Source organism: Burkholderia sp. LMG 13014, assembly GCF_905232215.1.
Classification (GTDB): domain Bacteria; phylum Pseudomonadota; class Gammaproteobacteria; order Burkholderiales; family Burkholderiaceae; genus Burkholderia.
Genome location: NZ_CAJNKE010000163.1, coordinates 1 through 11290, shown reverse-complemented (window position 1 = coordinate 11290; position 11290 = coordinate 1). Strand labels below are relative to the sequence as shown.

Here is an 11290-nt window from a genome sequence, read left to right as displayed (position 1 = left end):
GCGCGGCGATCGCGTCGAGTTCGCTGGCCGACAGCCGCGCGTTCGACATGAGTGCCCACGCGTCGAGGCGCGCGACCGCGAACAGCAGCACGATCTGCGCGACGCAGTTTTCGGCGACGATCATCACGCGGTCGCCGCCTTGCACGCCGAGGTTGGCGAGCCGTGCGGCCGCCGCATCGACGGCCTGCGACAGCTCGCCGTACGACAGGCGGCGCGCGTCCTCGATCAGCGCCGGATGCGCGGGCGCCTGCGCGGCCCAGCGTGCGGGCACGTCGGCGATGCGGCGAGGCAGCGCGGCGAGCAGCGCCTCGACGTCGAGCGGCTCGGAAGAACGGAGGGACGAGGACATGGCGTCTCCAGAAAAGGGGCGGGCGGCGGCTGACGAGGTTGGCGAACGATCGTGCCATGACGGCACGCGCGCCACAATCGGCCATTCGGGCAATAGCGCTTCGCGATGTCCGCAATGATGATGGACGGAATCGTTGCGGCGGCGCAGCAGGCCGCCCGGCGGAAAACGGGCCGCGAGTATACCGCCGGCGCAGGTGCGAGTGCGTCATTGCGCGCCCGCCGGTCGTTCGCCATTAAAATGCCGCCATGAGCAAATCCAGACATGTGTCCGAAACCCCGGCTACCCAGCTGTTGCGCCGTCATGGCGTTGCGTTCGGCGAGCATCCGTACGACTACGTCGAGCACGGCGGCACCGGCGAATCGGCGCGCCAGCTCGGCGTCGACGAGCACAGCGTCGTGAAGACGCTCGTGATGGAAGATGAGCACGCGAAGCCGCTGATCGTGCTGATGCACGGCGACCGCACCGTATCGACGAAGAACCTCGCGCGGCAGATCGGCGCGAAGCGCGTCGAGCCGTGCAAGCCCGAGGTCGCGAACCGCCATTCGGGCTATCTCGTCGGCGGCACGTCGCCGTTCGGCACACGCAAGACGATGCCCGTCTACGTCGAGGCGACGATCCTCGAACTGCCGACGATCTACCTGAACGGCGGCCGTCGCGGCTACCTCGTCAGCCTCGCGCCGGCCGTGCTCACGTCAGTGCTCGGCGCGCAGCCCGTGCAGTGCGCGAGCGTCGACTGAGGGTTTCACCTTCGTGGCAGGCCGCGCGCGTTCGGTAGAATGGGCGCCGTTTCGGCCCGCCACGCGCAGCCGTCCCTTTACCGATACGTTGAAAGAAGAGTCCTCCGCATGCAGATCCTGCTCGCCGCCCTCATTGCCTACCTGATCGGTTCGGTGTCGTTCGCCGTCGTCGTCAGTGGCGCGATGGGCCTGGCCGACCCGCGTTCGTACGGGTCGAAGAATCCCGGCGCGACCAACGTGCTGCGCAGCGGCAACAAGAAGGCCGCGATCCTGACGCTCGTGGGCGACGCATTCAAGGGCTGGATTGCCGTCTGGCTCGCGCGGCACTTCGGCCTGCCCGAGGTCGCGGTCGCCTGGGTCGCGATCGCCGTGTTCCTCGGCCACCTGTACCCGGTGTTCTTCCGCTTCCAGGGCGGCAAGGGCGTCGCGACCGCGGCCGGCGTGCTGCTCGCCGTGCACCCGGTGCTCGGGCTCGCGACCGCGCTGACCTGGCTGATCGTCGCGTTCTTCTTCCGCTATTCGTCGCTCGCGGCGCTGGTGGCGGCCGTGTTCGCGCCGGTGTTCGACGTGTTCCTGTTCGGCACGGGTCACAACCCGGTCGCGTGGGCCGTGCTCGCGATGAGCGTGCTGCTCGTGTGGCGCCACCGCGGCAACATTTCGAAGCTGCTGGCGGGGCAGGAGAGCCGGATCGGCGACAAGAAGAAGGCGGCCGCGGACGGCGGCGCACCGGGCGGCGGGAAGGCCTGAGGAGGCGCGGCGCTTGCCGCATGCCGGGCGCGCCGCGTATGCGGGGCCCGGCAGGATGACGTGACGGATCGTCTGGCGATCAGTCGCGGAAGTTGTTGAAGTCGAGCGGCGTGTCGGTCACGTCCTTGCGCAGCATCGCGATCACGCTTTGCAGGTCGTCGCGCTTCGTGCCGTTCACGCGCACCGCGTCGCCCTGGATGCTCGCCTGCACCTTGATCTTGCTGTCCTTCACTAGCCGCACGATCTTCTTCGCGAGATCGCCCGACACGCCCTTCTTCACGGTGACGATCTGCTTGACCTTGTCGCCGCCGATCTTCTCGACCTTGCCGTAGTCAAGGAAGCGCACGTCGACGTTGCGCTTGGCCAGCTTGCTGATCAGTACGTCCTTGACCTGGCCGAGCTTGAAATCGTCGTCGGCGAACAGCGTCAGCTCGCGTTCCTTCTGCTCGACGCGTGCGTCGGAGCCCTTGAAGTCGAAGCGCGTCGAAATTTCCTTGTTCGACTGCTCGATGGCGTTCTTCACTTCGATCATGTCTGCTTCGGAAACGACGTCGAACGATGGCATGGTTTTCTCCCTTGAGATGCGGCACCCGGCTCGCGCGCGGGCACTCGCTATAATTGCGGACTGTTTGCCATTTTACCGATGCCCCTCCGTTTGCCCAAGGCCGGCCATGCGCCGCCCGCGCAGACGTGACCGCGAATGCCGATGCCTCCTGACGATTCCGCCCTGTCGCTGCTTCCCGACTATCCGCTTACCGCGCACAACACGTTCGGTATCGCCGCGACCGCGCGCTTTGCCGCGCGCATCACGCATGCGTCGCAGTTCGAGGCGCTCCATCGCGACCCGCGCGTCGCGAACCTGCCGCAGCTCGTGCTCGGCGGCGGCAGCAACGTCGTGTTCACGCGCGATTTCGACGGCGTCGTGCTGCTGGACGAGATCGCGGGCCGTCGCGTCGTGCGCGAGGACGACGACGCGTGGTACGTCGAGGCTGGCGGCGGCGAGAACTGGCACGCATTCGTCGCATGGACGCTCGAGCACGGGATGCCGGGCCTCGAGAACCTCGCGCTGATTCCGGGCACGGTCGGCGCCGCACCGATCCAGAACATCGGCGCATACGGCCTCGAGATGAAGGCGTATTTCGACTCGCTGGTCGCGGTCGAGCTGGCGAGGGGGCGCAGCGAGCACTTTGACGCCGCGCGCTGCGCGTTCGGCTATCGCGACAGCTTTTTCAAGCGGGAAGGGCGCGGCCGGTTCGCGATCGTATCGGTGACGTTCCGGCTGCCGAAGCAGTGGGCGCCGCGGCTCGGCTACGCGGACGTCACGCGCGAACTCGACGCGCACGGCATCGCACCCGATGCGGCCACGCCACGCGACGTGTTCGACGCGGTCGTCGCGATCCGCCGCGCGAAGCTGCCCGATCCGCTCGTCCTCGGCAACGCGGGCAGCTTCTTCAAGAATCCGGTGATCGATGCCGCGCAGTTCGACGCGCTGCGCGAGCGCGCACCCGAGGTCGTGTCGTATCCGCAGCCGGACGGGCAGGTCAAGCTCGCGGCCGGCTGGCTCATCGACCGCTGCGGCTGGAAGGGGCGTGCGCTGGGCGCGGCGGCCGTACACGACCGTCAGGCGCTCGTGCTCGTCAATCGCGGCGGCGCGACGGGTGCCGACGTGCTCGCGCTGGCGCGGGCGATCCAGGCCGACGTGCACGCGCAATTCGGCGTCGACCTCGAGCCGGAACCCGTCTGCCTGTAATACGGGTTTCGCGCAGCTTTTCGCGCGCCCAAACAAAAAGCGCCGATCGTCGATCGGCGCTTTTTTCATGGATTGCCGGGTGCCGGCGCGTCAGTCAGTGCTTGAGGCGGCCGAGCAGCAGGAACTCCATCAGTGCCTTCTGCACGTGCAGGCGGTTTTCCGCTTCGTCCCACACGACGCTCTGCGGGCCGTCGATCACGCCGGCCGTCACTTCCTCACCGCGGTGCGCGGGCAGGCAGTGCATGAAGAGGGCGTCCGGGTTCGCGTGACCCATCATTTCCTCGTCGACGCACCAGTCGGCGAACGCCTGCATGCGGGCTTCGTTCTCGGCCTCGAAGCCCATGCTCGTCCACACGTCGGTGGTGACGAGATCGGCGCCCTTGCACGCTTCGTTCGGATCGTCGAACACCTCGTAAAACGGTGCGCTGTCGGGCGACACGAGCTTCATGTCGAGCGCGTAGCCGGGCGGCGTGGACAGGCGCAGCTTGAAGCCGAGAATCTGCGCGGCTTCGATCCACGTGTAGAGCATGTTGTTCGCATCGCCGACCCACGCGACCGTTTTGCCGGCGATCGGGCCGCGGTGCTCGTAGTACGTGAAGATGTCGGCGAGCACCTGGCACGGGTGATATTCGTTCGTCAGGCCGTTGATCACCGGTACGCGGGAATTGTCCGCGAAGCGCTTGATGACCTCCTGCTCGAACGTGCGGATCATGATGATGTCGACCATCCGCGAGATGACCTGCGCGGAATCCTCGACGGGTTCGCCGCGGCCGAGCTGCGTGTCGCGCGTGCTCATGAAGACGGCATGGCCGCCAAGCTGGAAGATCCCGGCCTCGAACGACAGGCGCGTGCGCGTCGAGCTCTTCTCGAAGATCATCGCGAGCGTGCGGTCGTGCAGCGGGTGGTAGGTCTCGTAGTTTTTGAACTTGCGCTTCAGGATACCCGTGCGCTCCAGCACGTACTCGTAGTCTTCCAGCGAGAAATCCTTGAACTGCAGGTAGTGACGAATGGTTTTGGCGGTCATGAAGCAGGATGCAGCGGGATGTCACCCGGCAGCGAGGCCGGACGGCGCCGCCGTCGGGTGTGGATAACTCAAAGCAGCATAAAGGATTTTCTGTGCTTTGACGAGCCGTGGAGAGAAGCGGGGCACGATCGCCGCGCGCGGCTGGCGGTGCGGAAGGCGGGGTGTCGGGACGACGCGCGATGGCGCGCTGCGGTATAATTCGAAAGTTTTCTCCAGCCCGGCAGGCAAGCCTCCTCGCGCTCTGCCGGACACAAGCCGTGCGCTGCACAAATCCGGTGCAGTCTACCGGCGGCGCGCGTCGACGTCCCGTTTTCGGGATATCGGAATGCTCATGCCGCCGTCCGTTCCAGCTTTGTGTTCGCGTATCCAGGCGCCGTTGCCTGGACATCGCCGGGCCGTCACTTGGGTAACCACATGGCTGAAACCCCTCCGACCGAATTCTTCATCCAGGGCATCACGAAAGACGGGAAAAAGTTTCGCCCGAGCGACTGGTCGGAACGTCTGGCCGGTGTGATGGCCTGCTTCGGGCCGGGGGCGAGCGGGCGGAACGCGCGTCTCCAGTATTCGCTCTACGTGCGTCCGACGATGCTCGGCGACCTGAAATGCGTGATCCTCGATTCCCGGCTGCGCGACGTCGAGCCGATGGCGTTCGATTTCGTGCTGAATTTCGCGAAGGACAACAACCTCGTCGTCACCGAGGCGTGCGAACTGCCGGACTACAACGAGAAGAAGTGATGCCGGCCTGGGCGAGGGCGCTTGTCGCGCCCGCCCAGGCAAATGTCGCGGCCCGCACGATGCGCCGGCGACAGGCGACAAAAAAGCCCGCCTAGGCGGGCTTTTTTGCGATCGCAGGAAACAGGAACGCCCGCGTGAGCGGGCGCACCGGATTTACGCTGCTGCCTGCAGACCCTTGACGGCTGCGGCCAGGCGGCTCTTGCTGCGAGCGGCCTTGTTCTTGTGAACGATCTTCTTGTCGGCGATCGTGTCGATCGTCTTGACGGCAGACTTGAACAGCTCTGCAGCCTTTGCCTGGTCGCCGGCGTCGACAGCCTTGCGAACAGCCTTGATCGCGGTACGGAATTTCGAGCGCAGCGCCGAGTTGTGCGAGTTTGCCTTCGCGGCCTGGCGGGCGCGCTTGCGTGCTTGTGCGGAGTTAGCCATGACGGTTCCTTATCCTGTCCTGTTTCCAGAGCTTGGAGCCTGACGGCCAAGCGCTGCTTTTCGATCCGTCCCCTGAGAACGATTGCCCAGGGGCGCATAAAAAAACGGTGATTTTAACCGAGGCAGGGACATGAAAACGGCAGTTGCCGTGCATGTACGAGCCCAGAAACCGGCGATTATAGCAACAAAATCAAGCGCGTGGCAAGTTTAACGTGACCCCCGCCAGTCGGGGCGCCGGCGGCTTGTGCGCTTTTCAGCATCGGCCGCTGGCCGGGTCGCGCAACGTCCGTATAATAAGCGCCCCATGAATCTATTCCGAGCCCTGCTGACGGTCAGCGGCTTCACGCTGCTGTCGCGCGTGACCGGACTGGCCCGCGAGACGCTGATCGCCCGTGCGTTCGGCGCCAGTCAATACACCGACGCGTTCTACGTCGCCTTCCGTATCCCGAACCTGCTGCGCCGCCTGTCTGCAGAAGGCGCGTTCTCGCAGGCGTTCGTGCCGATCCTCGCCGAGTTCAAGAACCAGCAGGGGCACGATGCGACGAAAGCGCTCGTCGACGCGATGTCCACCGTGCTCGCGTGGGCGCTTGCCGTGCTGTCGGTCCTCGGGATCGCCGGCGCGTCGTGGGTCGTGTTCGCGGTCGCGTCCGGCCTGCACACCGACGGGCAGGCGTTCCCGCTCGCGGTCACGATGACGCGGATCATGTTCCCGTACATCGTGTTCATCTCGCTGACGACGCTCGCCTCTGGCGTGCTGAACACGTACAAGAGCTTCTCGCTGCCCGCGTTCGCGCCGGTGCTGCTCAACGTCGCGTTCATCGGCGCGGCCGTGTTCGTCGCGCCGCACCTGAAGGTGCCGGTGTTCGCGCTCGCGTGGGCCGTGATCGTCGGCGGCGTGCTGCAGTTCCTCGTGCAGCTGCCGGGCCTGAAGAAGATCGACATGGTGCCGCTGATCGGCCTCAACCCGCTGCGCGCGCTGCGCCACCCGGGCGTGAAGCGCGTGCTCGCGAAGATGGTGCCCGCGACGTTCGCGGTGTCGGTCGCGCAACTGTCGCTGATCATCAACACCAACATTGCGTCGCGGCTCGGGCAGGGCGCCGTGTCGTGGATCAACTACGCCGATCGTCTGATGGAATTCCCGACGGCGCTGCTCGGCGTCGCGCTCGGCACGATCCTGCTGCCGAGCCTGTCGAAGGCGCACGTCGATGCCGATTCGCACGAGTATTCGGCGCTGCTCGACTGGGGGCTGCGCGTCACGTTCCTGCTCGCGGCACCGAGCGCGCTCGCGCTGTTCTTCTTCGCGACGCCGCTCACCGCGACCCTGTTCAACTACGGCAAGTTCGACGCGCATACCGTGACGATGGTCGCGCGCGCGCTGGCGACCTACGGGATCGGCCTCGTCGGCATCATCCTGATCAAGATCCTCGCGCCGGGCTTCTATGCGAAGCAGGACATCAAGACGCCCGTGAAGATCGCGATCGGCGTGCTGATCGTCACGCAGATCTCGAACTACGTGTTCGTGCCGCTGATCGGCCACGCGGGCCTGACGCTGAGCATCGGCGTCGGCGCGTGCCTGAACTCGCTGCTGCTGTTCATCGGGCTGCGCAAGCGTGGCATCTACCAGCCGTCGCCGGGCTGGCTGCGCTTCTTCGTGCAGCTGATCGGTGCGACGCTCGTGCTTGCGGGCCTGATGCACTGGCTGTCGATCAGCTTCGACTGGACCGGGATGCGCGCGCAGCCGCTCGATCGCATCGCGCTGATGGCCGCGTGCCTCGTGCTGTTCGCTGCACTATATTTCGGTATGTTGTGGGTGATGGGCTTCAAATACGCTTATTTCAGAAGGCGCGCCAAGTGACGACCGCAATGACCCGCGTCCTCGACTACTTCAGCACGCTCGTGGCGGACGACGACAGCCTGCCCGTCACGGAAGCGGCGCTGTCGCTGGCACAGGACGCGTATCCCGACCTCGACCTGCAGGGCACGCTGGCCGAACTCGACATGCTGGCGGCGCGGCTGCGCCGGCGGTTCGCCGACGATACGGACCTGAAGGGCCGCGTCGCCGCGCTGAACGATTTCTTCTTCCGCGAGCTCGGCTTCGCGTGCAATCACAACGATTACTACGACCCCGATAACAGCCACCTGAATGCCGTGATGAAGCGGCGGCGCGGGATCCCGATCTCGCTGTCGGTGCTGTATCTGGAGCTCGCCGAGCAGATCGGCGTGCCGGCGCGCGGCGTCTCGTTCCCCGGCCATTTCCTGCTGCGTGTCACGCTGCCGGACGGCGACCTGATCATCGATCCGGCCAACGGTCATTCGCTGTCCGAAGCCGAGATGGTCGAGATGCTCGAGCCGTACGTCGCGCGTGCGGCCGGGGCGGTCGACAGCGCGTTGCGCGCGCTGCTGCAGCCGGCGACGAGCCGCGAGATCATCGCGCGGATGCTGCGCAACCTGAAGACGATCTATCTTCAGACGGAACGCTGGCAGCGGCTGCTCGCGGTGCAGCAGCGGCTCGTGATCCTGTTGCCCGAGCACCTCGACGAAGTTCGCGACCGCGGTTTCGCGTATGCGCGGCTCGATTACCTGCGGCCTGCGCTCGAGGATCTCGAGCAGTATCTCGGCGAGCGGCCGGACGCGGACGACGCCACCGTCGTCGAGTCGCAGGTGACCGAATTGCGGCAGCGGATGCAGCGCGACGGCGAGGATTGAGCCGCCGCCGTGCTTGCCGGCACCCTGCATGAAAAACGCCCGCGCTGCGGGCGTTTTTTTTGCGTGCTTATTTCGGCTGCATCCGGATCGCGCCGTCGAGGCGGATCACTTCGCCGTTGAGCATCGGATTCTCGACGATCTGGCGCACCAGCAGCGCGTATTCGGCCGGTTTGCCGAGCCGCGGCGGGAACGGCACCATCGCGCCGAGCGCGTCCTGCACGTCCTGCGGCATGCCGAGCAGCATCGGCGTCTCGAACAGGCCGGGCGCGATCGTCATCACGCGGATGCCGCTGCGCGACAGGTCGCGTGCGATCGGCAGCGTCATGCCCGCGACGCCGGCTCTTCGATGCCGCGTACGCGGCCTGGCCGATCTGTCCGTCGAATGCGGCAACCGACGCGGTACTCACGATCACGCCACGCTCGCCTTCCGCGGTCGGCGCGGTGGCGGCCATCGCGGCGGCGGCGAGCCGGATCATGTTGAACGTGCCGACGAGATTCACGTTGATCGTCTTCGCGAACACGTCGAGCGGATGCGCGCCGTCCTTGCCGACGGTCTTCGCGGCCGGCGCGATGCCCGCGCAGTTCACGAGGCCACGCAGCGTGCCGGCACGTGTCGCCGCGCTGACGGCTGCCTGCGCGTCGGCCTCGCTCGACACGTCGCAATGCACGAAGCTGCCGCCCAGCTCGGTCGCGAGCGCGGTGCCTGCCGCGTCGTTCAGGTCGGCGAGCACGACCGTGCCGCCTGCCTGCGCGAGCATCCGCGCCGTGCCGGCGCCGAGGCCCGATGCCCCGCCCGTGATCAGAAATACGTTGCCGCGAATTTCCATGACTGTCTCCGGTGTCGACCGCCCTTGGCGCTTTAGCGCCTAGGGAGGTCCCATGCAAGGCGGTCGATCGCCCTTGGCGCTTTAGTGCTTGGGGAGGTCCCATGCAAGGCGGTCGACCGCCCTTGGCGCTTTAGCGCCTGGGGAGGTCCCATGCAAGGCGGTCGACCGCTCTTGGCGCTTTAGCGCCTAGGGAGGTCCCATGCAAGGTGGCCGATCGCTCTTGGCGCTTTAGTGCCTAGGGCGATCCCATGCAAAGCGGTCACCCCCTGGCGCTTCGGTGCCTGTTGCGGTTCCGCGCAAAGCCGTTGCCTGGTTCGATGCCGCGCGATTGGTTGAAATTGAAATGCCGGCACGTCCGGCACTCGACCGATTGTACGGGGCACCTTCCGGCGGCGGCGAGACCTGAACGGTCGTGCGAATTCCGTCCGGGCAAAAAAAAGCCGCCCGAAAAGGGCGGCTCGCGGGTGCGCGACGCGCGGCTTACTTCAGTGCGCCAAACGCGCGCTCACGGATCTCGTCGACGCCGCCGAGGCCCGAGATCTTGCGATACTGCGGGGCCTTCAGGCCGTTTTCCTCGCCGCGCTGCGCCCAGTCGCCGTAGTACGTGATCAGCGGCTTGGTCTGCGCTTCGTACACTTCGAGACGCTTCTTGACGGTTTCTTCCTTGTCGTCGTCGCGCTGGATCAGCGGCTCGCCCGTCACGTCGTCATGGCCCTCGACCTTCGGCGGGTTGAACTTGACGTGGTACGTGCGGCCCGATGCCGGGTGCGTGCGGCGGCCGCTCATGCGCTCGATGATTTCCGAGAACGGCACGTCGATCTCGAGCACGTAGTCGATCGCGACGCCGGCTTCCTTCATCGCGTCAGCCTGCGCGATCGTGCGCGGGAAACCGTCGAACAGATAGCCGTTCGCGCAGTCGGATTCCTTCAGGCGCTCCTTGACGAGGCCGATGATCAGCGCGTCCGGCACGAGCTTGCCGGCGTCCATGTAGCCCTTCGCCTCGACGCCGAGCGGCGTGCCGGCCTTCACGGCCGCGCGCAGCATGTCGCCCGTCGAGATTTGCGGGATGCCGAACTTTTCCTTGATGAAGTTTGCCTGGGTGCCCTTTCCCGCGCCGGGCGCGCCCAACAGGATCAAACGCATGGTGATATCTCCAGTATGTAGATTCGTGTGGCGAGACGCAAAAAGCGCCGGCGACGGCGTGCGCGGGGCTTGCCTGGCGCGTGGCGGACCGGTCTGATGCGGCGCGTCGGGTTGAGCGACGCGCGGCTGCCGGCAGGGCCGCGGGCGGGGTCAAGCGAGGACGCGCTGGTCGCGGACGGCTCGCACAATCGCCTGATTATGCCACGGGTTATTTTGATCCCGGCTGAAAAAGGGCCTGCACGCGTGCGAGATCGGCCGGCGTGTCGATTCCGGCTTCGGGCGCGGACTCGGTGATCAGCACTGCGATACGCTCGCCGTGCCACAGCGCGCGCAACTGTTCGAGCTGCTCGGCCTGTTCGATCGGCGCCTGCGCAAGCGTCGGATACGTGCGCAGGAAACGCGCGCGATACGCATAGAGGCCGATGTGCCGATAGACCGGGAAAGCCGGCGCAGGCATGGCCGCGACGTCGGGCCAGTGCGGCTGGTACGCGTCCCGGCTCCACGGAATCGGCGCGCGCGAAAAGTACAGCGCGACGCTCTGCGCATCGAGCGCGACCTTCACGACGTTCGGGTTGAACACGTCGGCCGCATCGTGGATCGGGTGGGCGGCCGTCGCAATCGCGCAGGCCGGATGCGCGGCGAGGTGCGACGCTACGTCGCGCACGAGTACGGGGTCGATCAGCGGCTCGTCGCCCTGCACGTTGACGACGACGGTGTCGTCGCTCCACCCGAACGTCGCCGCGACTTCCGCGAGCCGGTCGGTGCCGGACGGATGGTCGGCACGCGTCAGCACCGCTTCGAAGCCGTGATCGCGCGCCGCATCGAGCACGCTCTGCGCGTCGGACG

The 11290-nt window shown here is 66.4% G+C and carries 12 protein-coding genes and 1 pseudogene; 6 read left to right on the top strand and 7 right to left on the bottom strand.

Annotation, left to right across the window (positions count from 1 at the left end; translation table 11 throughout):
• Nucleotides 1–529 (bottom strand): AMP-binding protein (locus JYJ84_RS17625; RefSeq protein WP_374102110.1); only part of this gene is annotated, 529 nt, incomplete at its 3' end.
• 65 nt (nucleotides 530–594) lie between these two features.
• Between JYJ84_RS17625 and ybaK the strand changes: the two genes are divergently transcribed.
• Both ybaK and plsY read left to right on the top strand, forming a co-directional pair.
• A complete protein-coding gene (gene ybaK / locus JYJ84_RS17620; RefSeq protein ID WP_174955467.1) occupies nucleotides 595–1086 on the top strand; it encodes a Cys-tRNA(Pro) deacylase in 492 nt (163 codons plus the stop codon).
• A gap of 108 nt (nucleotides 1087–1194) precedes the next feature.
• Nucleotides 1195–1833 carry a glycerol-3-phosphate 1-O-acyltransferase PlsY gene (gene plsY, locus JYJ84_RS17615; protein ID WP_175223429.1) on the top strand — a complete coding sequence of 213 codons (639 nt, stop codon included), beginning with the start codon at nucleotides 1195–1197 and terminating at the stop codon, nucleotides 1831–1833.
• Nucleotides 1834–1912: 79 nt separating this feature from the next.
• On the opposite strand, the gene JYJ84_RS17610 is transcribed toward plsY, so the two are convergent.
• A complete protein-coding gene (locus JYJ84_RS17610; protein WP_122946117.1) occupies nucleotides 1913–2398 on the bottom strand; it encodes a YajQ family cyclic di-GMP-binding protein in 486 nt (161 codons plus the stop codon).
• A gap of 135 nt (nucleotides 2399–2533) precedes the next feature.
• On the opposite strand from JYJ84_RS17610, the gene murB reads away from it, so the two are divergent.
• Nucleotides 2534–3583 (top strand): UDP-N-acetylmuramate dehydrogenase, encoded by a 1050-nt coding sequence (murB, locus tag JYJ84_RS17605; RefSeq protein ID WP_175223430.1) that lies wholly within the window; start codon nucleotides 2534–2536, stop codon nucleotides 3581–3583.
• Nucleotides 3584–3677: 94 nt separating this feature from the next.
• Here murB and argF read toward each other — a convergent pair whose 3' ends face one another.
• A complete protein-coding gene (gene argF, locus JYJ84_RS17600) occupies nucleotides 3678–4607 on the bottom strand; it encodes an ornithine carbamoyltransferase (protein WP_043190066.1) in 930 nt (309 codons plus the stop codon).
• A gap of 414 nt (nucleotides 4608–5021) precedes the next feature.
• On the opposite strand from argF, the gene JYJ84_RS17595 reads away from it, so the two are divergent.
• Nucleotides 5022–5342, top strand: a complete 321-nt coding sequence (locus tag JYJ84_RS17595; RefSeq protein WP_122946115.1) for a DUF3579 domain-containing protein — start codon at nucleotides 5022–5024, stop codon at nucleotides 5340–5342.
• A 153-nt stretch (nucleotides 5343–5495) separates the two neighbouring features.
• On the opposite strand, the gene rpsT is transcribed toward JYJ84_RS17595, so the two are convergent.
• Nucleotides 5496–5768: a 30S ribosomal protein S20 gene (gene rpsT / locus JYJ84_RS17590; protein ID WP_039368270.1), complete on the bottom strand. Its 273-nt coding sequence runs from the start codon at nucleotides 5766–5768 to the stop codon at nucleotides 5496–5498.
• A gap of 304 nt (nucleotides 5769–6072) precedes the next feature.
• Between rpsT and murJ the strand changes: the two genes are divergently transcribed.
• Nucleotides 6073–7623 (top strand): murein biosynthesis integral membrane protein MurJ, encoded by a 1551-nt coding sequence (murJ, locus tag JYJ84_RS17585; RefSeq protein WP_122946114.1) that lies wholly within the window; start codon nucleotides 6073–6075, stop codon nucleotides 7621–7623.
• Nucleotides 7624–7631: 8 nt separating this feature from the next.
• Nucleotides 7632–8474, top strand: a complete 843-nt coding sequence (locus JYJ84_RS17580) for a SirB1 family protein (protein WP_175223431.1) — start codon at nucleotides 7632–7634, stop codon at nucleotides 8472–8474.
• A 67-nt stretch (nucleotides 8475–8541) separates the two neighbouring features.
• On the opposite strand, the pseudogene JYJ84_RS17575 reads toward JYJ84_RS17580, so the two are convergent.
• The 3 genes and pseudogenes from JYJ84_RS17575 to kdsB all read right to left on the bottom strand — a co-directional run.
• A pseudogene (locus tag JYJ84_RS17575) lies at nucleotides 8542–9301 on the bottom strand (SDR family NAD(P)-dependent oxidoreductase).
• 480 nt (nucleotides 9302–9781) lie between these two features.
• A complete protein-coding gene (adk, locus tag JYJ84_RS17570; RefSeq protein ID WP_043190056.1) occupies nucleotides 9782–10444 on the bottom strand; it encodes an adenylate kinase in 663 nt (220 codons plus the stop codon).
• Nucleotides 10445–10652: 208 nt separating this feature from the next.
• The coding region (gene kdsB, locus JYJ84_RS17565; protein ID WP_205189323.1) for a 3-deoxy-manno-octulosonate cytidylyltransferase at nucleotides 10653–11290 on the bottom strand (638 nt) is incomplete at its 5' end.